Here is a 20,503-nt window from a genome sequence, read left to right as displayed (position 1 = left end):
TCGAATGCCCGTGGACCAGAGCGTAATCGGCAAGCGGTTGAATCGAGAAGGCCTCCACCGTCCACATCGACCTGGACGTGGCGAAGTCCGCCGGACTGGACGACGTGTTCGCGCACGGCATGCTGTCGATGGCCTACCTCGGCCGCCTGCTCACCGATTGGGTTGACCCGCAGGCGATTCGGAGCTATCACGTGCGCTTCGCCGCGATCACGCCGGTGCACGCGGAGCCGACCGCGACCGGCAAGGTCGTATCGATCGACACCGTGGACGGCGAACGCCGGGCCACCCTCGAACTCGCCGTCACGCTCGCCGACGGCACCGTCACACTCACCGGCGACGCCGTCGTCGCCCTCTGAAAGGATCTGCGGCACATGGGAACTCTGGATGGCAAGGTCGCCATTGTCTCCGGCTCGGGTCGCGGTATCGGCCGTGAGATCGCGCTGAAACTGGCCACTGCGGGCGCGAAGGTCGTGGTGAACGATCTCGACGCCGAACCGGCCAAGGAGACCGTCGCGGCGGTCGAAGCCGCTGGCGGGCAAGCCGTGTCGTGCGTCGGCAGCGTCACCGAGGACGGGTTCGCCGAGCGCTTCGTGCAGACCGCCGTCGACGAGTTCGGCGGGCTGGACATCATCATCAACAACGCCGGTTACACCTGGGACTCGGTTATCCAGAAGATGACCGACGAACAATGGGACGCCATCCTCGACGTGCACCTCAAGGCGCCGTTCCGGATCCTGCGGGCCGCGCAGCCGGTGATCGCGGCGGCGGTGAAGCAGGCCAAGGCGGCCGGCGAGCCGGTGCCGTGCCGCAAGGTCGTCAATATCTCCTCGATGGCGGGCACCGGCGGCAATGCGGGACAGGCGAATTACTCCTCCGGCAAGGCGGGCGTGCTCGGCCTCACCAAGGCGCTCGCCAAGGAGTGGGGCCGCTACAACGTCACCGTCAACGCGGTCGCGTTCGGCCTGATCAAGACCCGGCTCACCGAGGCGCCCGCGGGCTCCGGCGGCACCATCGACGTGCAGGGCAAGGAGATCAAGGTCGGCGTGAACCCGAACCTGCTCGCCGCGATGGAGCAGATGATCCCGCTCGGCCGCAGCGGCACGCCTGCCGAGGCCGCAGGCGCGGTGTATCTGCTCTGCCTGCCGGAATCCGACTATGTCAGTGCGCAGACCCTGGTCTGCGGCGGCGGCTTCAACCTCTAGGACCAGGGACGCCATGTACCTGACCCAATCCCTGCACCGCAATCTGCAGCAGAATCCGGATCGTCCGCTGACGATCTACCGCGACCGGATCCGCACCATCGCCGAATCCGCCGATCGCATAGCGCGTTTCGCCGGTGCCCTGGTTGCGCTCGGTGTCCGCCCCGGCGACCGGGTCGGCATGCTGGCGCTGAATTCCGATCGCTACTACGAATATCTGTATGCGGTGCCGTGGATCGGGGCGGCGGTCAATCCGGTGAACATTCGCTGGAGTCCGGCCGAGATCGGGTACTCGCTGCGCGAATCCGATACCAGGGTGCTGCTCGTCGACGACGCCTTCGCCGCGATGATTCCGACACTGCGGCAACAGTTTCCGGAGTTGTCCTCGGTGATCTTCTGCGGCGACGGCGAACCGCCCGCCGACGTGCTGCGGTACGAGACGCTCGTCGCCGAGCACGCGCCCGTCGAGGACACCAGAACCGGCGGCAACACCCTGGCCGGCGTCTTCTACACCGGCGGCACCACCGGGCATCCCAAAGGCGTGATGCTCAGCCACGACAACATGATCATCTCCGCCCTCGGCAGCACCGCCGGTGGCGAATTCGTGCGCCGGGGCGGCACCGTGCTGCATACGGCGCCGATGTTCCACCTCGCGGATATCGCCATGCTGACGGCGGGCAACCTGGTCAACTGCACCCACGTCATCGTGCCGATGTTCACCCCGGCCGGTGTATCGCGGGCGATCAGCGCGCACGGCGTCACCAATGTGCTGTTGGTGCCAACCATGATTCAAATGCTGGTCGACGATCCGGCCGTCGCCGACTTCGATCTCGGCACGGTCGAGACGGTGACCTACGGTGCCTCGCCGATCTCCGAGGCGGTCCTCGGCCGGGCCCGAAAGGTCTTTCCCGCAGCGGGATTCACCCAGGCATACGGCATGACCGAGCTGGCGCCGGTGGCCACGCTGCTCTCGCCCGCAGATCACGACAATCCGGCGTTGCGGCGCTCGGCGGGCCGCGCCACCCCGCACGTCGAGGTGCGCGTCGTCGACCCCGACGACAACGAGGTACCGCGCGGCGAGGTCGGCGAGGTCGTTGTGCGCGGCGACAGCGTCATGCTCGGCTACTGGAATCGGCCGCAGGACACCGCCGACGCCCTGCGCGGCGGCTGGATGCACACCGGCGACGGTGGCCGGATGGACGAGAACGGCTATCTGTTCATCGTCGACCGGATCAAGGACATGATCATCACCGGCGGCGAGAACGTGTATTCCGCCGAGGTGGAGAACGCACTCGCGGCCCATGCGGCGGTGGCCGCCTGCGCCGTGATCGGCGTGCCGGACGAGGAATGGGCGAGTGCACGCCGTCGTGGTGTTGCTGCCCGGCGCGCAGGCCACCGGCGAAGAGCTGCGTGTGCACTGCAAAACGCTGATCGCCGGCTACAAGTCGCCGCGCACGGTCGAGTTCACCGACGCGTTGCCGATGTCGGGCGCCGGTAAGATCCTCAAGCGCGAACTTCGCAAGAAGTACTGGGATCCCAGCGACAGTCAAGTTTCCTGAGGGAGCGATATCGAATGGTGAACGGGCCGGGCGTGGTCCGTCCGGCCCGTGGCACCAGGCCGGCGAATCGGCGCGCACTGATCGTCGCCGCCGCCGCGGAGTTGTTCTGCCGCAACGGATACGCGAGTGTGGGGATGGGCGAGGTTGCTGAGGCGGTGGCCATCGGGCCGTCCGCGCTGTACCGGCATTTCCGTGGCAAGCAGAGCCTGCTGGCCACCGTGGTGGACGAGGCGTTGACCGCGTTCGCCGCCGCGGTCGACACGGCGGCGCGCGAACCCGGCGACCTCGCGGGCACCCTGGCCGCGACCGTGCTGGCCCGCCGCGACGTCGGGGTGCTGTGGCGGCGCGAGGCACGGCACCTGTCCGACGACGACCGGGCCGCGTTTCGCGGCCAGGCCAGGCAGATCGGTGCCCGGCTCGCCGAGATCATCGCCGCTCGCCGTCCGGACCTGGATCCGGCGGCGGCCGACCTGCTCGCCTGGGCCACCTTGGCGGTCGCCAATAGCGTGTCATTCCATGGTCTTTCGCTGCCCGAGCCCGAATTCAGTACGCTGCTCGGCGAATTCATTGCCCAGGTGATTTCCGCGCAGGCACCGGCGCTGGGGGAGCGGCGGGATCGGCAGGTGGTGCCGCCGCCGCTCGCCGCGCGCTCGCGCCGCGAAGCGATTCTCACCGAGGCGACCACGCTCTTCGCCGAGCACGGTTTCATGAGCGTCAGCATGGACGACATCGGTGCCGCCGTTGGCATTGCCGGTCCCAGCGTCTACAACCACTTTCCGGGGAAGGTGGACATCCTGATGGCGGCCATCGTCCGTGGCGACGAATGGCTCCGCATCGACATGAACCGCGCACTCGCGCAGGCCGCCGACCCGCGCGACGGACTCGAACGCCTGCTCGCGGGCTACGGCGCCTTCGTCTTCGAGAATCCACACCTCATGCAGACCCTTGTCTCGGAGGCCGGACATCTCCCCGACGCGGACCGCAGGCGCGCCAAGGCCGCGCAACGCGCCTATATCGCCGAGTGGGTGCACCTGCTGCGCGGACTGCACCCGGACTGGGACCCGATCCCGGCCCGCATGCGGGTCCAGGCCGCGCAGTCGATGCTGAACGACCTCGCCCTGACCCCGCACCTGCGGGCCTTCCCCGACATCGTGTCCGCGTCGGCGGCGCTGGGCGCCGAGGTACTCGCCCTGTCCGAATTACCCGGCGGTCCTGGATGACACCCCCGCCGGGGACATCAAACCGCCTCGCACGCCGCGCTTTCGCTGGACCCGGGCCGCATCACCTGTAGCCACCAGGAGGCGAGCGGGCTGGGGTCGGGCCACACCACGGTGGGACCGGTGCGGGCCGGGGTACCGGTGGGTGCTTGGTGGGCACTTGTGAAGTTGTCTGGACGGACCACGACGGAGGATCTCCTCAGAATCGGGACGTTGCGCGGGCATTCCGCGGTAGCCGAGTGCCCGCAACGGCGTTACCGAAACTGTATGCAGCCGAACCAGTTTTCGCCGCCGTTTCCTACCCTACCGGTGCAACGTCACATTTCGTCGACACGAGCCGACCGGTCGATCAGGAGGCCCAGGGGCCGATGCCGCCGACCTTGTCGATTCGGATGCGGGTCAGCAGGCCGGGCGGTGCGTCGGGGGGCGGGAAGGTGGCGTCGGGGCTGGCCAGGGTCTTGGCCAGTTCGGCGAGGAGTTCGGGGGCGCCGCCCTCTACGATGCGGGCGGTGCCGGTGACGGAGAGGTAGGGCCGCATGATTTCGCCGCGCTCGGCCGAAAGGATCGTCACCGCGACCCGGCTGTCCCGGCGGACGTTGCGCACCTTCTTGTATTCGCCGAGGTGGGCGGTGACGAGCTCGTCGCCGTCCGGCGTCGATTGCAGCGCCACCCACACCACGCTCACCTGCGGGCTGCCGTCCGGGTTGATCGTGACCAGGGTCGCGTCCGCGCCTGCTCCGATGAGCGCGCGAGCATCGTCGTCGAGTTGCATGCTTGGTTCTACCATCGGGTGGGCGCATTCATTCCCGGCCGGCGGCCAGGGATCGTGTCGGCACGCTGTACTACCGTCGCTGGCATGCGGCTTCACGTGGGCTGTGCGATGTGGACGCACGCGGCATGGCAGGAATGGCAACCGGCTTCGGGGGACCGGCTGGCGGCCTATGCCGAGCGTTGCAACGCGGTCGAGGGCAACACCACCTTTTACGCGATACCGGCGCGGCGCACGGTGGAGTCGTGGGCCGCGCAGACCGCGACCGACTTCCGGTTTGCGATCAAGCTGCACAAGTCGATCACGCACGAGCGCAGGCTGTCCGGCGTCGACGAGGAGATGCGCGCGTTCCTGTCGGCGATCGAGCCGCTGGGTCCACGCACGCACGCCCTGTGGGTGCAGCTGCCCGGCTCGTTCGGTCCGAACGATCTCGGCGCGCTCGCGCTGTTTCTGCGGCGGCTTCCTGAGCAATACCGTTCGGCGGTCGAGGTGCGCCATCCCGCGTTCTTCGAGAACGACCGGGCCGCCACGCAATTGGAGAGCGTGCTCGGTCGGGTCGGCGCGGAATGGATACCTTTCGACACCACAACGCTTTTCGACGGCCTCCCGGTCACCGCGGCCGAGCAGGAGGCGTATTCGAAGAAGCCGCGCCTGCCGCGCCGGACCCGCGCGCTCACCGAGTTCCCGATTGTCCGGTACCACGGCCGCGACTCGACGGAGCGCACCGTCGAGGGCTGGCAGCCGTGGATCGGCACGGTCGCCGACTGGCTGCGCGAAGGACGATCGCCCACCGTCTTCATCCACACCCCGGACAACGCCGAGGGCGTGACGCTCGCCCGCCGCTTTCACGCGGAGGTGTCAGCCGAGGTGCCAGAGCTGGCACCGCTGCCCGAACCCGCGCCTACCGAGCCGATGACCCTTTTCTGACCGCCGAGGCACCGTAGGCGACCGCGAGAATCACCACACAGCCGAGGATTTGGACCGGTGCGGGCCGCTCGCCGAGGATCAGCGCGCCGAGCAGCAGCGAGCCGACCGGTGTCAGCAGCAGTAGCGCGGCGCCGATCGCGCTGGGCACCATGGGCGAATACCGGGCGACGAGCAGCCAGCCGATGGCCCCGTTGGTGAGCGCGGTGAGCGCGATCCAGCCGAGCGCCGCACCGCCGATATGCAGCGTCGACGGGAACCCGCGCAGCAATGCCCAGGCGAGTGCGGCGACGGCGGGGACGGCGATCGACACGGCGTAGGTCTGCAGGTTGCGTCCCCGTCTTCCGCTGCGTCGCAACAGAAACAGGAAGCCGGAGTAGCAGATGCCCGCCACGATGGCGTGTACGGCACCAGCGACCGGCGCCGGGCCGGTGCTGCCCTGCTGCAGCAGGCCACTGGCCGCGGCAAGGCCGAAGACCATCATCGGAAGCGCGAAAAGCACACGCCTGCTGGGATTTTCGTGGTCAATCAGAAACGCGATCAGCGGTACGACCACCACCTGCACGTTCACCAGCACGGTGGTGAGCCCGGCGCCCGCCTCGAGAATCGCCGCGCCCCACCAGAACATGTCGGCGGCGAAGAACGCACCGCACAGCAGCGCGAACCCCCACTCGCGGGCGTCGAGCAGACCATTGCGGCGACTTTCCAGCCAGCCGAACACCGCGAGCACCGGCAACACCAGCGCACAGCGATAGAAAGTCGACACCTCGGTCGGCGCGCCCGCCAACGCGATGAACACACCCGAGGTCGAAACCATCAGCGCGCCAACGGCAATGGCGACCGTCGCGCCGGTGGTTCCGGTCGGCGCGACGATGTCATGGACGGGTGCGCCCGTCCGCTGCCCAGTCATGCCAAGACGGTGGCACAGGCGGTTCGGGATCGCGACTGAATATCGAGCGGGCTACCGGCTGCCGATGGGCTGCTGCAGCAGTCCGGCCAGCACCGTGCCCGCGCCTTGCAGCCAGATCGGCCAGCTGGCGGGATCCAGCGCCATGGAGCCCTCGTCGTGGATCGAGCAGCCCGGCTCGGCGGGGACGCCGTCGAACCGGTCTTTCATCCACAGCAGCACCCGCGCGATGCTGTCGATTTCCAGGGTGATGTGTTCGCTGAAATGGTCACGGGTGTAGTGGACTTGGGCGCTTGGGTCTCGGCAGTACTCGTCGACCAGCGTGTTGACCGGGCCGACCGGGGCGATCCAGTCGGGATTGGAATTGAAGATGAACATCGGCATCTTCGGCACCGAATGACCCATCCGGAGCGCGTCGAACACCTTGGTGGGGACGGCATCGTCGAGCGCGTTCGGCACGTCGTACATGCCGTCGGTCAGGTTCATGAACGGGAGCAACGCGGCGGAGTAGAGACACAACGAGTTCTTGACCGGCGCAAGCGCTTTGCCGATCGGTCTCATGTGCTGGTCGTTGTAGGCGGCCAGCTCCGGATACTCCCGCGCGACGCCGAGCAGTCCCGAGAAGATCAGCCCGGCGCCCAGATTGCCGCTGGCCATTTGATACATCGCCTTGATGTCGGCCGGGACGCCGCCCTCCGACACACCGACGATATCGAGTTCCGGCGCGTAGGAGGCGGCCAGTTCGGCGGTGTGCCCGGTGGTGATCGCGCCGCCGGAGTACCCGGCCAGGCCCACCTTGGTCTGCGGTGTCAGACCCATCGGTGCGAAGTTCTCCGCCGCCCGGACGCCGTCGAGGGTGATGCGCGCACCGAGCGGACCCGCGGCGAAGGCGGAGTCGGGTCCCTCGTGGTCCGGCATCGCCACCGCCCAGCCCGCGCCGAGCGCGGTCAGCGGCAGCACGAACTCGAACGGGATGTCGAACTGACCGGTGATATTGCCCGGCACCGAGGCCTGTTGCAGCACATAGGAAGCCGCGCAGTACTGCGCGTTCGAGTCCTGCGGGAACTGATACGACAACAGCGGGCGCGGCGCGCCGCCGTTGTCGCCACGCGGTTTCATCAGCGTGGTGACGGCGGCAATCGGCTCGCCCCTGGTGTTGGTGGACCGATACGACAGCTGCCAGGCGTCGATATTGAACGGAATGACCGAATAGAATGCCAGATGGACCTTGCGGGCCGCGATGATTTCGCCGGGTTGCTTAGCGGTGATGCGGTCGGCGGGTGGCGCATAGAATCCCGGATCGAGTTCCGGCGGCGACGGCGGTATCGGGAACGGTAGCGGGGGTTGCACTGGAATCTGCTGTGCGGCATGGTCTTGCGCGGCCATTGCCGGTATTCCGACAGCTACTTGAATGGCGGCCGCGATAAGGGCGACGAAGGCCGCGCTGCGGAATCGCGTGAGCTTTCCGGTTACAACGGTATTCATTGAGCTTCTTTCGCTGGTGAGCTGCGTTGATGAGATCCAAGAATTGGATCTGTCGGGCGCAGGAATATTCCGGCCACGACCTCGGCCCCGATATACGGCGCGGCGTGCGTAACCCACCAGAATGTCTGTAAGGCTAAGTAACAGCAAATGCTACAACTAGGCGCGGGTCCAGAGGCAACGTACTAATTTCCCGACTTGATAGCTGTGCACATTGCACAATATCGAGGACGATCGGGACGGATCCGGCAGGGGACGAGACGGCGGATGCCCGGTTCGTCCGAGACGCGGTATTACTCCGCTACCTCTTCGTGAAACTCGGCATAGCCAGGTGCCTTTCGCGGCGGAGCGCGGACCGTGCGGGTTGTGCTCGGTAACAACGCACCGCGACAGAGTTGGTAGCTGGGCCAAGCGCCGCGGCCCAGACCTCTGCCACGCTCATAGGTGCGCTATCCCGGTTATCGGTTGAGGCCACCCCCGAGGAGCCCCTCTTGCTCACGCTCGCTGTCGATCGCACCGCCGACCAGACCTCTCGCTCCGACGACGCGGCCGTGCCGCGGGTGCGGTGATGCTCTCCACGATCATCCGGACCATCGAGGTGAACGGCGTACCGATCGGATACACCGACACCGGCGACCCGAACGGCCGATCCGACACTCCCGTCATCGTTTTCGGGCACAGTCTCCTGTTCGGCGGCTGGATGTTTCGCGCGCAGATCGCCGTGCTGCGCGAGCACTACCGCTGCATCGCGATCGACTGGCGCGGGCAGGGCGGCACCCAGCCCACCTCGGGCGGCTACGACATGGACACGCTGACCGCCGACGCGGTCGGGCTGATCGAGGCGCTCGGCCTCGCGCCGGTGCACTGGGTCGGCATCGGCATGGGCGGTTTCGTCGGGCAACGGGTCGCCGCCCGGCGCGGCGAACTGCTGCGCTCACTCACCCTGCTGTCAAGCAGCGCGGGCGCCCAGGATCGGCGCAAGGTCGGCCGCTACACCCGACTCGCTTGGGCGGTACGCCTTTTCGGCGTCGACGTGGTTCGTGGCAAGGTCGCGCGGCTGCTGTTCGGGCCCGCGTTCCTGGCCGATCCGGCCGCCGCGGACACCATCGACGAGTGGGCCGAGCGGCTCGATCGCATCGACCGCGCGGGCACCAGCAGGGCGATCCGCGGCGCGATCGGTCGCGCTCCGGCGGATCGCGAGATCAGCGGCATCACCGCGCCGACCCTGGTCGCGGTCGGCGCCGATGACGCGGTGACCCCGATCGCGGACGCGTGGCGGCTCACGGAACTGATACCCAAGGCGCGGTTCGAGGTGATCGAAAATGCCGGGCACTGCTGCGTTCTGGAGCAGCCCGGCGTCGTTACCGCACTGGTGCAGAGCTTTCTGGCCGATATCGACGGATGAGGGACAATCGTGCCGCGTTCGTATTACTCAGGCAATGGCTCGATCCGGCTGTGGGGTAAGGATTTTATCGCCGTAGGTCTGCGCGCAACGCAGCGCCAATTCGATATAGGTCGCGCGTTCTTCGATGGCATGCCCGAGCAATTCCTCGGATTGGTTGATGCGATAGCGAACCGTGTTGGGGTGCACGTTCAAATGTTGCGCGGTGGCCGGTGCGTTGCGCCCGCTGGCCAGGTACGCCAGCAGCGTTTCGCGCAATCGGGCGGTGGTTTCGTCGGTGCTCGTCAACGCGCCCAATTCCCTTGTCGCCAGGACACGCATCGCCTCGACGCTGCCGTCGCCGGTGGTCAGGCAGACCAATTCGACGTCGGCGTAGCGGATCACCGTCGGTGCGAAATCGGTGGCGATCGCCACCCGCTGCGCGGCGAGCGCCTCGCGGTGACTCTGCCGGAATCCGGCGATGTCCGGCGCCGCCGAACCGATGGCCGCGTGCAGGCCGGGCTGCCCGGCCGTGGGCAGCGCCGCGAGGTCGGGCACGCCCGAGGTGGCGATCCAGGCCCACATGCCGCGCACGCCGGACGAGAGCATCAGCGGCCGCGGCGCGCCGAGCAGCGCGGCGATCTCGTTGCCGAACTTCTCCAGCGTGCGTACCGGATCCGGGGTGGCGGCCGAGTCGTCGGTCCACAGCACGATCGCGGTCTGGTGCCTGCGCAGCGAATGGCCGAGCTGCGCCTCGGCGTGGTCGATGTCGATCGCGTCGCCGCGCAGCAGCGAACCCGCGAGCCCGAACCGGCGCGCCAGCGCGCCGCGCTGCCACTGCTCACGCTCGTCGGTGTAGACCGCGACGGACGCCTCGACGCAGGTGTCGGTCCATTCGAGCACCCGATCCCAGAACAGCAGCAGGACCGCGCTGCGCAGCTGGTCGTCCTCGATCGCCTTGTTCAAGAAGTCGGTGATGAACTGCCAGAGCATCGCCTGCCCGACCCGGTAGGTTCGCATCACCACGTCGATCCCGAACCCGCGCCTGGCGACGGTGCGCGACAGCGCGAGCACCTCCGCCGGCGGATGCACCTCGAACACTTCCCTGCTCACCATGGCGAGGAAACTGCGCCAATGCGCGCGGGTTGCCGCGTGCAGCATCTCGGCGAGTTCGGCGTCGCCGGGCAATTGCGCGTTGACCTCGTTGATCCTGCCGTCGACCAGATCGACCAGCTGTTGGGTCTGCTCGTCGCTGCGGGCCTGTGCCCCGAACTGGACGAGCCAGTCGAGGGCTTCCTGATCCAAGGCAGTCATAGCCCACATTGTGCTGCGCGGGCTGCCAGGGCGCGGCGCATTCGTCCTATCGGGTGCCGAGATGTCAAGTAGTGCTGCCTACTTCGGGTTCGATCGAGTCGTCGATCGCTATTACCGACTGGTCGGCATCCGTGGATTGTTTTCCCCGATCTGAAAAGTTCGCGACGCACACTGGGGAATGCGCCTCGGCGGACGACGGATAGGTAATCTGAGCACGTTCCATTCAGCGCTGACCCAACTCGTGGAGGGCCGTAATGAACGGATCGTCGATCAGCGAACTACCGAGCACCGCAGAAACGTATTGGTCGGTTTGTATAGCGGACTCGTGGGCATAACCCCGTCATGAAACCGGAGGACGCCGCGCGCCGCTTGCTGGCGGACATTTTGGTGCGCTATTCGTCGTTGGAAGAATTCCTCGGCTTGCTGCGTGTCGACCCCCTGGTCGATACCACGGAACTCCCGCCGATTTCGGCTTACCTCTGGACCATTCCGTCGTAGCGACCGACGGAACTATCGGCGTCCGATCGAACGGGGTCGGCGTGACTCGATGTCGTGCGCGAGATCGGTCCACTGGATCGCGAGCGCGGCGAGCCGGGACCACGCCGCGTGCACCCGTTGCTCCGGCACGTTCTCGGCGGTCATCAGCAGATGGTCGGCGAGGATCTGGGCGGCGGCCATGCGGTCAACGGTGCTACCGAGTGACTCGGCGGGCCGGTCCTTCGCGCGCCGCGGCGTCACCTGCTTGGCCACCCAGTCGTCGATCACGGTGACGACTTCGCTACGGCGACAGTCGATTTCCATCAGGCGCTCGGGCTGAGCGCGGCGCGTGTGGTGCAGCTGCGCCAAGGCTCTGGCCAGTTGGATGACGAGGTGGTCGCCGGGGCGGTCGCCGGTGTGCAAGCGCAATGCGGCGGATAATTCGTGCCAGTCCGGCAGCAGCGGCCGGGTGCTGCCGTCTTCGATGGACATCGCTCGCGGTCTCGGTCCTTCAGCGGTCTGCACGGTCACGTGACGGCGTCGACGCGGCCCGGTGCGCTCACCTGGCAAATGCGACCGGCTCGTGCCTCACTGCGGAGACTCTGCGTCATGGTTCGCACGCGTTGTCGCGTGTCCGCCATCTCCCGGTGGTCCAGCTGCGTGGGCAAGGTTGGCCTTCCCTAGCGACGGTCGAGGTGCATCCGGCCCCGGCGACCAGCCATATTCCTTTGGGCCGACCAGTCGTTCTGCGCGTACCCGAGATAAGGGAGCAAAGCGCCCGGCGCCGGATGCATCTCCAAGTTTCGTCCTTCGGACGGTCTTCTGTAAGCCGAATTCAGGTCATTTCGCGCTCGGTTTGGCCTCTTTGGTTATGCCTGGGCAATCTGTCGCGAGTTACTAAGGCAGGTTGATAAAGTTGGTTGATCAGGTAGCCTTAGCATGTGACCGACGATCTGGACGCCGCGGATGTTGCCTCCGCCCTGCTGACCGGGGTAGGCGCGCTACTGCGCCGATTGCGTCATCCGCAGCTGGCGGACGCGCTCACCATGCCCGAGCGCACCGCGCTGTCCCGGCTGGATCGCGAGGGCCCGGCCACCTCGGCGGAGCTGGCGCGCAAGGAACAGATCACGCCGCAGGCGATGGGGGCGACGCTGAGCGCGTTGCAGGCCCGCGGGCTGATCGCGCGCAACTCGGACCCGGCGGATCGCAGGCGCGTCGTCCTCGCCGTGACACCCGCTGGTTCGCGGGTACTGACGGAAAAACGTAGTGCGAGAGCTGAATTGATGGCTGGGGTGCTCGCCGAGGAGTTCACGCCCGCGCAGTTGAAGCAGCTGGCCGCGGCCGCCCCGCTGATCGAGCGGCTCGCACACCACCTCTGATCTCCACGTTCGATAGGCGCATCTCCGGTCCGTTCCATATCGGCCAGGTCATCGTGTTCGCCTTCGGCGCCGTCTTTGCCGCATTCGCCACGATGGCGGTGCTGGGCAGCCCACCCAAATCCAGCTCACCAGAGCGAAATTCGATCTCAGCCACGACACCGATCCAGGAGAAACAGCATGGCACTCAGCACGCTCGACGCGCGCACCGCGCTCGTCCTCATCGACCTGCAGAAGGGCATTGCCGCGATATCCGGCGCGCCGCACTCGATGCCCGACATCATCGCCCGCGCAGCCGAACTCGCGGATGCCTTCCGCGCGCACCGGCTGCCCGTCATCCTGGTGCGGGTGAGCGGGGCCCCCGACGGCTCGGATTTCGCGCAAGGCCGCACCGACGCGCCGCGCCGTACCGGCGGCACTCGACCCGACGGCTGGGACGTCATCGTCGACGAATTGGCCGGTCACGCCGAGGATCTCAGCGTGACCAAACGCAATGTCGGCGCGTTCTACGGCACCGACCTCGAACTGCACCTGCGCCGCCGCGGCATCACCCAGCTCGTGCTGGCCGGCGTCGCCACCAGCATGGGCGTCGAATCCACCGTCCGCGCCGCGCACGACCACGGCTACCACGTCACCCTGGCCACCGACGCCACCACCGACATGGACGAAGCCGTCCACTGGCACAGCGTTGATCGAGTTCTGCCGCGCTTCGCCGAGACCGGTAGCACCGCCGAAATCCTCGAACTGCTGGAGAACACCCGCTAGTCGGAACGTGCGTTCGACAGCGGCCGGGTGCTGCTGCCGGACCGCATAGGGCTCAGGCGATTTCGGGAATGACGGTGAAGTGGCGGACGGTGCCGGAGAGGCCGGGGAGTTCGGTGGGGGGCGTCCAGGTGCGCAGGTCGGCGCTGTCGCTGTAGAAGTATCGAGGGTTGTTCTCGTCGTAGTCGTCGAAGAAGATTCGCCAGCCGCCGTTGGGGAGCGGGATGACGCATTGGCCCTCGCGTGGGGCACCCCAGCCCGCCCAATCTCCGGTCTCGACAAATAGATACGGGCCGAGGGGTGCGGGGGCGATGGCGAGTTCGATGAGTTTGCTGGTTTCGTTCTTGGTGAAGGCGAAGTAAACGCCGTCGTGGTGGACGATGGTGGTGTCGATGTAGCCGTAGCCGAAACGATCGCAGGTGGGGCGGTCGGCGGGGGTGACATAACCGGGGACGGGGCCGAGCCCGGCCAGTGGGGTCAGCCGAGTCCACGACCGCAGCGAAGGGTCGGTCGCGGTCATCAGGTGCGGCGTGAAGCGGCAGCCGTCGGACAGCGACACGATGACATTGACCCGGCCCTGCGCGTCGACCAGCCATTCCGGGGCCCAGCTCGACGTCACATTCAGGCCGTCCACCTGGACCGGGAAGTCGTACATGTGCTGCCAGTCGACGCGGTTGGTGCTGCGCGCGAAGCCGATCGTCTGGCCCTCCCAGGCGGTGGTGTAGGTGAGGTAGTAGACGCCGTCGACGTGCCGGAAGAGGCATGGATCTCGCAGCAGCCCGGAGGGTGGACGGTAGGCGGGGCCGCGCAGTAGCTGGAAGTTGGTCGCGTCGGTGGATTCGTAGACGTACAAATCGGATTCGCTGGAATTGGTGAACGCGGTCATCGTGTACCGCATCATGGGGCCTTTGGCCACGGCAGGTTTCAGTGCCAGCAGGCTCAAGGGCAAACCTGCCGCCAACGCCAGCGCGGACCTGCGACTCACCGTCACGAATGCCACCTTCGGGATTATCCAGAGCATATTGCTATGAGCTCGTCGACACGCCGTAGACGAGATTATGTTCGACGGTTCGGCCGGACTGGGTCGTCTCGGTGTCCTGGACTCGAGTTGGCCCGGTGCGCGCGGCAGCACGGCCGACCCTGATTTCGCCTAACGGCCGAGGCGGGCGAATGGCTGTGTCGGAGAACAAGTTACGCGGCAAACCTTGGCATACCGCCCAAGACAACTTGTCCGCGCACCTGCGACCCTCAATTCAGGCAGAGGATCCGCCCGGCACCGCACTCCGGTCACCGGCCGGGCAGGCCCCGCCCCGTGCCTCGCTCGTTCGCCGAACGCCGAATGTATGGAGTCGCAACCATGCCCGAGCTTGCAGACCGACCGCCCGTGGGGGAGCGGCCATCCCCCGCGCTGCCAACCGCCCGCGAATTGCTGGACGCGATGCATGACGTTGTTCCCGAACGACATCCGGCCGCCTCGATACTGCGCGCCGCCTGCCTGCTTGCCGCGGTGGACGAATGGATCCACCGCCATCGAGCCGCGATCGACCTGACCCCGCCCACATCGCGCCGGGTGAACGGCCCCGGGATCGAGCGCGCGGCCCGCACCCTGCGCCGCTACCTGATCGAAGGCATCGTCGACGCGGCCCCCGGCGTCGACGGCATCGGCAAGGCGGTGGACGAGTTGGCCGCCGCCTGGGTCGACTGGCGAAGCGTGACCAGCGTCGACGACCCGTCCCGCCAGGTGGACACTCGCATAGCCCTGATCGCTGCCTGCGACACCTACAACGCCCTCGCCGGCCACGATCCGCACGAGCCGTAGTGCGGATCGGGCTCGGGTCCGTCAGATGCCGAGACCGGCCTTCAGTGTCGGCCACGAATCATGCAGGGCATCTTGCCAATACGGCCAGGAGTGGGTGCCGGGGGTGGTGTAGCGGATGGTGGCCGGGATGTTGTGCAGGCGCAGGTCGGTATCGAAGACGAGGGTGCACTCGTGCACGACCTGTTCGATGGCGATGGCCGCAGTGAGATCGGTGGGGTAGGCGTAGCTGGGATCGAAGTTCAGATCGTAAGGGCCGGGGACGCCACTCCCGGTGGAGAGGTAGATGGGTTTGCCGCGCAGGGCCTCGGTGTGCCGGGTCGGGTCGTGGGCGGGCCACTCGGGGTTAGCGATGCCGCCCCACATGTTGTCGGCATTGCCGCCCTTGTCGGCGACGGTCGTGCGGACGGTGGCCTGCCCGAGATTGCTGGAGTACAGGCAGCCGCTGTAGGCGGCGAGGGCCCGATAGAGCGTCGGGTGGCGGAAGGTCAGCGTCGTCGCGGCCTGGGCGCCCATGGAGACGCCCGCCATGGCGTTTGTCCCGTTGCCGTGCAACAGATTGTCGACGAGCGGCGGAAGTTCCTGGGTCAGAAAGGTTTCCCACCTGTTGTGCCCGAGCTTGCGGTCATCGTTGAGCCAATCGGTGTAGAACGTGCCGCCGCCGCCGACCGGCATTACGACATTGGTTTCCTTGTCGGTGAAGAAGTTCACGATGTCGGTGCGCATGGTCCAAGTACTCAGGGTCTGGGCTTCGGTCGACCCGTTCCCGTCCAGCAAATAGAGAGTGGGACGGGGTGCCGCCTGGTTCGCGGGGAGCAGGAGGTCGAGTTGGACGATGCGGCCCATCGCCGGTGACTGCACGTACACCTCTTCCCAGCGGTCGGTGCGCTTGGTGATGTGATCGACCGCGGCCTGCGCGCTCGCCATGGGTGGCGTCGAGACGAGCGGCGCGATCATCGCGAGCGCCACCCCGACCATCCAAGCGGCATTGCGCTGCCGCCTGGACCGATTAGAATCGGAGCCGCATGTTGTCATCAGGACCGTCCTCATTTCATAAGTGCCTCGCGGAAAACGGCGAAGTAACCCTGATTCGGGATCGGCGTGGTTCTTGTTACTGATTCGCGTCAAGCATTGTGCGCACAGGCGTGTCACTTTTTCCCGAATGCAAGATTGCGTTCAAGACCGGCCGCTCGGTCGGTAGATCATTCCATCCGGAATCGCCACGGGATTGCGGTCGGCTATGTAATCTGGTGGGGTCCCGCGAACTTCGGGACAGTTCCGCAGAGTGAGTCGTGGTCGCCCCTGCGGCTCACTATCGCTGTACACACAGTCCGATGAGGTCCGGGTGATCCCCGGGCCTCATCGGTCGTGTATTCAGCGGCGAGTATTTGTGGCGCAACCCCGGGTAGTCGGGCAATTTATCGGCCGTAGCGAATATTGGTGCCGAATTCTCCGATCCAGACCCGCCGTGGATCCGAATATGCCGTAGTGCCGACACGTGTCCGACTCGTTGCCGGCCGCATGTACCGCATTCGACATGACAAGGGGTTACCTATGTTTCACAGAAACGCGACCGCCGCGGTGACCGGTCTGCTCGCCGCCGCGGCGACGCTCGCCGTGGCCACCGGCGCGGCGAATGCCGCCCCGACGCCGCAGGCACCGGGGTCAAAGCCCAGCGAGACCGCACCGGCCGAGCAGAACGACCTGTTCGGCCTCTTCGCGCCGCAAGGCGGCAAGAAGTCCGGCGACAAGGGCGCCGAGAGCAAGCAGGGCAAGGGTAAGGGCGGCAAGGCGGAGCAGGAGACGCCCGCTGCCGACCCGGAAGTCGCCGCCGCGCTCGATTCCGCACTGCGGGACTTCCTTCGGCCCCCGCACGGCGGTGCCGAGATGGGGCCACTCGGCAAAACATCGGACGAGTGGCTTGATTTCTTCCTCGGACCCAAGCCGAGCCCCGACGGCGGCATACCGAAGGCCAAACCGATCAGGCCGACAAGTTGATCCGCACGCGTTACTGATTCATCCGACGGCAGGCGGGTCCGCTTCGCTCCGATGAGCGACCGGGCCCGCCTGCCGTCGATTCAGCCGAGAAAGTTGGTGTCCCAACCCGTTCGGACGATGCGCCGCCGCGCCGGGTAGAGCAGGCAAGCGGTCTCCGCGAGCAGCAGAGCCCAGACAACGTTCCGGCTTGCCTCGAGCCATTTGGCCTGCGCCTTCGCGGATTCCGATCGGAGGTGACCGCGGGTCTTGTCCGCTCGCGCAGCCGTGCCCACCTCGGTGGTGGCGTCCGTCGGCTGCTGCGGGTTGCGATGTGTGGGTGCGCGTTTGGCGTCACTTTCGGCGGCCGGCTCTTGCACGTCTTGGCCCGGCATCGAGGCGAGCACGCTGTCCGGTTGAGCGACAACCGGTTTGGGTTGGGCCGGCGCCGGTAGCGCGCGGGAGAGCGCGATGAACCAGTCGGAGACGAATCGCACCGAGGGCCGGTCCGCGGCGACCGCGGTGAACGCGTAGGCACCGTGCCTGGCCACCGCGTCCTGATACTTGGACCAGACCTGGGTGTCGACGAGCTCGAGATTGTCGCTGACCAGCCGTCCGATGGCATTGAACGCCTGGGTGACGACCTGGGTGAACCGCGGCGCGGCCGAGCGTTTCGGCATCGCGGCGAACATCTTGGCGGCCAACGCGGCCAGCCCCGCCAGCGGATCGTTCGCGCCGATGGTGCCGATCTGGCAGACGTCTTCGGGACTGAGGACGACACCGACGATGCTGGTCAGAGTGTTCAGGGTGATGGTGGCCAGTCGCACCGCGGCCGACTGCGCGGTCGGGTCGTCGATCGTCGAGCGCGGGTCGGAGGCTTCGGCGAGCCGCTCGCTCAGCGACTTGTCGGGCGACAGCACGAGACTGCCCGGGGTCAGCCCGTGCAGGTCCTTGTCGACCACGTCGGTGGCGGTCTTGCTGACGGTAGCCGCCAGCGCGTCGGTGATCGAGGACAGCGCGGTCAGCGGGTCGTCCAGTGGCAGCAGGGCTTGGCCCGCGATATTGGTGATCAGGTGCAGGATCGGCGTGTTCGCGGGGGAGTCGCAGGCGAGGTCGCCGTCGATGCAGAACGAGGCGACGCGACCGGTGAGCGCGCCGAAGTCGGGGGCGAGGTCGCGCAGCGGTCCGATCCCGCCGCCCGCCGCGGGGGCGGGCTGCGCCTGCAGCGCGGACAGATCCGCGGCCACCGTGCCCGGTGCCGGATCGGGGGCGAGTTTGCCTGCGGCACCGGGGAACAGCGACGCACCGGGGTATCGGGTGGGGTCGGCGAGCAGGGCGACGCCGGCGATCCGGTCGGCCGGGATGGTGGACTGACCGCGGCCGATCTCCTGGGCGAACAGGGAGGCGATGTGTGCACCCTGGGAGTAGCCGACGACAGCGAGGCGAGTGCTCTGGCATCGATCGGCGACCGATTGCGCCATCGACCGCAGCCGCTGTAGGCCGCCGGTCACCGACTGGGCGTAGGGCACCGGGCCGCCGGGCACGGCACCGCCGAAACCGGCTTCGTACGGCACGTAGGCCCGATCGGTCTGGTCGGGCTCGGCCGCCAGCATCGGCAGGAAGATCGACGACAGCATGCCGTGATCATCGGCGGGGTCCGCGTCGGGGGAGGATTCGCCCGTGCCGGGTACCCCGATTGCGTAAAGGGCTGGGCAGCGCAATGATTGGCCAGCCGTCGGCTGTGCCGCGACCAGGCCGACTCCCGCGTTCAGGACGAAGGCCGTACCTGCGACGAGTGTTCCTAGTCTCCGAATACCTGTTCTGGAGAACAGCATTCGACGCAACGTCCTCACCTTCACATTGATCCGCATGGCCTGAGGCTGGTCAGGAGAGTCTCCGGCGTCCGCCGGTCCGGGGTGGGCTTCGCCGCCACCCCGGACCGTGTCGAATCAGCCGCCGAGAAGCGCGGTTACGACGCTGGTGAGTCCCGTGGTGAGGAGGGTGACGACGGCGGTGAGGAACGGTGCAAGCATGGTATCCCTTTCTTTTTCCTGTGGTTACAAGCCGTCCGGTCAGTCTTTGTGCGGTCAATCCGACGCTGGGTCTGAAATGTCGGTGGTGCTCCGCGGCGAAAACTCCAGGCGGCGCGAACAACCCGGGTGGGCGTCCAACGCTGACAATGTCGGGAACCGTCAGTGGCAGGCGTCGATAGTGTCTTCGTTACCCAAGTACGTTCGGATGGAAGAAATTTCGAACCGGTTTCGATAAGGCTGTGAGCTGGGGCAACGCTTGTGACCGGCGGAACGTCTCGGCGATGAACGCGTTGGCGCAGGTGTTTTGTCCTTTTGGGGACTGGTGCGCTAGCCTTTCCCGGCGATCCAGCTCGTGCTCTCGTTCGACAAATGACACCGATCCCGTCAATGGCGCAGCACAGGAGCAAGTCATGTTGAGTGGTCTCTTCGGTCTAGTGAACAGCGTGCTCGCGGTAACGGAGAACCTCGTAGGGATTCTTACCTTCGGCATATTGGGCTAGGCGGCACGCGCGCATTTTCGTTGCGTCCGGCGGTAATTCGGACAAACCAGAGATGCGCGCGCACCCCGCATCCTGTGCTACTGCATCCGCCGGGGCTGGCCGGCACACAATCGTCGATCGAGGAGGTTCGCTGTGGCGCGTCTGTCGAAGGAGCTGGCGGTGTTGGCGGTGTTGGCCGTGGTCATCTACTGCGCCGGAACGGATTCCCTGGCTTTCTGGAAATCCGGCGCGGGGCCCGAGACCGCCGGTTCGGACTGGTTCGACGCGGACGACGACACCGAGCAGCTCGAGCACATCGGCGGGTTCCGTTGGTAGGCAAAATCATTCCATTGCTACCGGGTAGTGCCCGGGCGACCGCCGTGCTGGAGCTCGACGCCACCCGCGAGCTGCTTGCTCAGGCGCACGCCAGGGCAAGCAGTGCCGCGGGCCGCGCGAGCGCCGCGGCCAAGCGAGCGGTGAACCGGGACAGGGCCGTCGACCATGTCGCCCGCGCGCACGGCGCCGCACGCGCGGTAGCCGCCTCGAACACCACCCGCGACGCGGCCTGGCACGCCTATGTCGCCGCCAACCACGCGATCAAGGCAACCTTCTACGCGGTCGTCACCGCCGACGCGGCGGTCACCGTCCAGGACGCGGGCACCGCCGCGCTCGACGCCGCGAAGGCCGCCGCGTTCGCCCCCGACGACGTCACCGTCGCCGATGCCGCGGCCGCGGCGGAGGAGGCTGCCACGGCCGCCAGCAACGGGGCGTACGGCGCACCGCGAATCGTGACGATCGCGCGGGTCGGTCACCATCTGTCGATGAATTAGCCAC

The 20,503-nt window shown here is 67.1% G+C and carries 19 protein-coding genes and 2 pseudogenes; 13 read left to right on the top strand and 8 right to left on the bottom strand.

Annotation, left to right across the window (positions count from 1 at the left end):
* Positions 1-59: 59 nt before the first annotated feature.
* The 4 genes and pseudogenes from ACIA8C_RS37915 to ACIA8C_RS37900 form a co-directional block, all read left to right on the top strand.
* A pseudogene (locus ACIA8C_RS37915) lies at positions 60-356 on the top strand (MaoC/PaaZ C-terminal domain-containing protein); the annotation flags it as partial.
* A 15-nt stretch (positions 357-371) separates the two neighbouring features.
* Positions 372-1,202 (top strand): SDR family NAD(P)-dependent oxidoreductase, encoded by an 831-nt coding sequence (locus tag ACIA8C_RS37910; RefSeq protein ID WP_397143379.1) that lies wholly within the window; start codon positions 372-374, stop codon positions 1,200-1,202.
* Positions 1,203-1,215: 13 nt separating this feature from the next.
* Positions 1,216-2,758: pseudogene (locus ACIA8C_RS37905) on the top strand (long-chain-fatty-acid--CoA ligase).
* Between the two features lie 14 nt (positions 2,759-2,772).
* Positions 2,773-3,978, top strand: a complete 1,206-nt coding sequence (locus ACIA8C_RS37900) for a TetR/AcrR family transcriptional regulator (protein WP_397143377.1) — start codon at positions 2,773-2,775, stop codon at positions 3,976-3,978.
* 346 nt (positions 3,979-4,324) lie between these two features.
* Here ACIA8C_RS37900 and ACIA8C_RS37895 read toward each other — a convergent pair whose 3' ends face one another.
* On the bottom strand, positions 4,325-4,747 hold the full coding sequence (locus ACIA8C_RS37895) for a PPOX class F420-dependent oxidoreductase (RefSeq protein ID WP_397143515.1): 423 nt from the start codon (positions 4,745-4,747) through the stop codon (positions 4,325-4,327).
* 84 nt (positions 4,748-4,831) lie between these two features.
* Here ACIA8C_RS37895 and ACIA8C_RS37890 point away from each other — a divergent pair, with 84 nt between their 5' ends.
* Positions 4,832-5,671: a DUF72 domain-containing protein gene (locus tag ACIA8C_RS37890; RefSeq protein ID WP_397143375.1), complete on the top strand. Its 840-nt coding sequence runs from the start codon at positions 4,832-4,834 to the stop codon at positions 5,669-5,671.
* On the opposite strand, the gene ACIA8C_RS37885 is transcribed toward ACIA8C_RS37890, so the two are convergent.
* Together ACIA8C_RS37885 and ACIA8C_RS37880 are read right to left on the bottom strand one after the other, a co-directional pair.
* Entirely contained in the window at positions 5,646-6,578 is a 933-nt protein-coding gene (locus tag ACIA8C_RS37885; protein ID WP_397143373.1) for a DMT family transporter, read from the bottom strand. The two genes, ACIA8C_RS37890 and ACIA8C_RS37885, sit on opposite strands and share 26 nt — an antisense overlap.
* Positions 6,579-6,629: 51 nt before the next feature.
* A complete protein-coding gene (locus tag ACIA8C_RS37880; protein ID WP_397143371.1) occupies positions 6,630-8,060 on the bottom strand; it encodes a lipase family protein in 1,431 nt (476 codons plus the stop codon).
* A gap of 565 nt (positions 8,061-8,625) precedes the next feature.
* On the opposite strand from ACIA8C_RS37880, the gene ACIA8C_RS37875 reads away from it, so the two are divergent.
* The gene (locus tag ACIA8C_RS37875) at positions 8,626-9,462 is read left to right on the top strand and encodes an alpha/beta fold hydrolase (RefSeq protein ID WP_397143369.1); all 837 of its coding nucleotides are present in this window, start codon (positions 8,626-8,628) and stop codon (positions 9,460-9,462) included.
* A 27-nt stretch (positions 9,463-9,489) separates the two neighbouring features.
* On the opposite strand, the gene ACIA8C_RS37870 is transcribed toward ACIA8C_RS37875, so the two are convergent.
* The gene (locus tag ACIA8C_RS37870) at positions 9,490-10,752 is read right to left on the bottom strand and encodes a PucR family transcriptional regulator (RefSeq protein WP_397143367.1); all 1,263 of its coding nucleotides are present in this window, start codon (positions 10,750-10,752) and stop codon (positions 9,490-9,492) included.
* A gap of 342 nt (positions 10,753-11,094) precedes the next feature.
* On the opposite strand from ACIA8C_RS37870, the gene ACIA8C_RS37865 reads away from it, so the two are divergent.
* Positions 11,095-11,250, top strand: coding sequence for a hypothetical protein (locus ACIA8C_RS37865; RefSeq protein WP_397143365.1), 156 nt, complete (start codon positions 11,095-11,097; stop codon positions 11,248-11,250).
* A gap of 12 nt (positions 11,251-11,262) precedes the next feature.
* On the opposite strand, the gene ACIA8C_RS37860 is transcribed toward ACIA8C_RS37865, so the two are convergent.
* Positions 11,263-11,721, bottom strand: a complete 459-nt coding sequence (locus ACIA8C_RS37860; RefSeq protein WP_397143363.1) for a DUF4254 domain-containing protein — start codon at positions 11,719-11,721, stop codon at positions 11,263-11,265.
* 449 nt (positions 11,722-12,170) lie between these two features.
* On the opposite strand from ACIA8C_RS37860, the gene ACIA8C_RS37855 reads away from it, so the two are divergent.
* Positions 12,171-12,608, top strand: a complete 438-nt coding sequence (locus ACIA8C_RS37855; RefSeq protein WP_397143361.1) for a MarR family winged helix-turn-helix transcriptional regulator — start codon at positions 12,171-12,173, stop codon at positions 12,606-12,608.
* A gap of 177 nt (positions 12,609-12,785) precedes the next feature.
* Complete coding sequence (locus ACIA8C_RS37850; RefSeq protein WP_397143359.1) at positions 12,786-13,370, top strand: isochorismatase family protein; 585 nt, start codon at positions 12,786-12,788, stop codon at positions 13,368-13,370.
* 52 nt (positions 13,371-13,422) lie between these two features.
* On the opposite strand, the gene ACIA8C_RS37845 is transcribed toward ACIA8C_RS37850, so the two are convergent.
* Positions 13,423-14,358, bottom strand: a complete 936-nt coding sequence (locus ACIA8C_RS37845; RefSeq protein ID WP_397143357.1) for a glycoside hydrolase — start codon at positions 14,356-14,358, stop codon at positions 13,423-13,425.
* A gap of 366 nt (positions 14,359-14,724) precedes the next feature.
* Between ACIA8C_RS37845 and ACIA8C_RS37840 the strand changes: the two genes are divergently transcribed.
* Entirely contained in the window at positions 14,725-15,186 is a 462-nt protein-coding gene (locus ACIA8C_RS37840; RefSeq protein ID WP_397143355.1) for a hypothetical protein, read from the top strand.
* Positions 15,187-15,207: 21 nt separating this feature from the next.
* On the opposite strand, the gene ACIA8C_RS37835 is transcribed toward ACIA8C_RS37840, so the two are convergent.
* A complete protein-coding gene (locus tag ACIA8C_RS37835; RefSeq protein WP_397143354.1) occupies positions 15,208-16,218 on the bottom strand; it encodes an alpha/beta hydrolase in 1,011 nt (336 codons plus the stop codon).
* A gap of 519 nt (positions 16,219-16,737) precedes the next feature.
* Here ACIA8C_RS37835 and ACIA8C_RS37830 point away from each other — a divergent pair.
* Positions 16,738-17,181 carry a hypothetical protein gene (locus tag ACIA8C_RS37830; protein WP_397143353.1) on the top strand — a complete coding sequence of 148 codons (444 nt, stop codon included), beginning with the start codon at positions 16,738-16,740 and terminating at the stop codon, positions 17,179-17,181.
* Positions 17,182-17,261: 80 nt separating this feature from the next.
* Here ACIA8C_RS37830 and ACIA8C_RS37825 read toward each other — a convergent pair whose 3' ends face one another.
* Complete coding sequence (locus ACIA8C_RS37825) at positions 17,262-19,028, bottom strand: cutinase family protein (protein ID WP_397143351.1); 1,767 nt, start codon at positions 19,026-19,028, stop codon at positions 17,262-17,264.
* A 794-nt stretch (positions 19,029-19,822) separates the two neighbouring features.
* On the opposite strand from ACIA8C_RS37825, the gene ACIA8C_RS37820 reads away from it, so the two are divergent.
* Positions 19,823-20,005: a hypothetical protein gene (locus ACIA8C_RS37820; protein ID WP_397143349.1), complete on the top strand. Its 183-nt coding sequence runs from the start codon at positions 19,823-19,825 to the stop codon at positions 20,003-20,005.
* Between the two features lie 44 nt (positions 20,006-20,049).
* Entirely contained in the window at positions 20,050-20,499 is a 450-nt protein-coding gene (locus ACIA8C_RS37815) for a hypothetical protein (protein ID WP_397143347.1), read from the top strand.
* Positions 20,500-20,503 lie beyond the last annotated feature (4 nt).

Source organism: Nocardia sp. NPDC051321 (genome assembly GCF_044455225.1).
Taxonomy (GTDB): domain Bacteria; phylum Actinomycetota; class Actinomycetes; order Mycobacteriales; family Mycobacteriaceae; genus Nocardia.
Note: the sequence above shows the minus strand (reverse complement) of the source record. Positions and strands in the feature narration are given on the sequence as shown.

Bases quoted from the DNA above. Each gene is read 5' to 3' on its own strand.
- ACIA8C_RS37910 (WP_397143379.1), top strand. From the start codon at position 372: ATGGGAACTCTGGATGGCAAGGTCGCCATTGTCTCCGGCTCGGGTCGC.
- ACIA8C_RS37900 (WP_397143377.1), top strand. From the start codon at position 2,773: ATGGTGAACGGGCCGGGCGTGGTCCGTCCGGCCCGTGGCACCAGGCCG.
- ACIA8C_RS37895 (WP_397143515.1), bottom strand. From the start codon at position 4,747: ATGCAACTCGACGACGATGCTCGCGCGCTCATCGGAGCAGGCGCGGAC.
- ACIA8C_RS37890 (WP_397143375.1), top strand. From the start codon at position 4,832: ATGCGGCTTCACGTGGGCTGTGCGATGTGGACGCACGCGGCATGGCAG.
- ACIA8C_RS37885 (WP_397143373.1), bottom strand. From the start codon at position 6,578: ATGACTGGGCAGCGGACGGGCGCACCCGTCCATGACATCGTCGCGCCG.
- ACIA8C_RS37880 (WP_397143371.1), bottom strand. From the start codon at position 8,060: ATGAATACCGTTGTAACCGGAAAGCTCACGCGATTCCGCAGCGCGGCC.
- ACIA8C_RS37875 (WP_397143369.1), top strand. From the start codon at position 8,626: ATGCTCTCCACGATCATCCGGACCATCGAGGTGAACGGCGTACCGATC.
- ACIA8C_RS37870 (WP_397143367.1), bottom strand. From the start codon at position 10,752: ATGACTGCCTTGGATCAGGAAGCCCTCGACTGGCTCGTCCAGTTCGGG.
- ACIA8C_RS37865 (WP_397143365.1), top strand. From the start codon at position 11,095: ATGAAACCGGAGGACGCCGCGCGCCGCTTGCTGGCGGACATTTTGGTG.
- ACIA8C_RS37860 (WP_397143363.1), bottom strand. From the start codon at position 11,721: ATGTCCATCGAAGACGGCAGCACCCGGCCGCTGCTGCCGGACTGGCAC.
- ACIA8C_RS37850 (WP_397143359.1), top strand. From the start codon at position 12,786: ATGGCACTCAGCACGCTCGACGCGCGCACCGCGCTCGTCCTCATCGAC.
- ACIA8C_RS37840 (WP_397143355.1), top strand. From the start codon at position 14,725: ATGCCCGAGCTTGCAGACCGACCGCCCGTGGGGGAGCGGCCATCCCCC.
- ACIA8C_RS37835 (WP_397143354.1), bottom strand. From the start codon at position 16,218: ATGACAACATGCGGCTCCGATTCTAATCGGTCCAGGCGGCAGCGCAAT.
- ACIA8C_RS37830 (WP_397143353.1), top strand. From the start codon at position 16,738: ATGTTTCACAGAAACGCGACCGCCGCGGTGACCGGTCTGCTCGCCGCC.
- ACIA8C_RS37825 (WP_397143351.1), bottom strand. From the start codon at position 19,028: ATGCGGATCAATGTGAAGGTGAGGACGTTGCGTCGAATGCTGTTCTCC.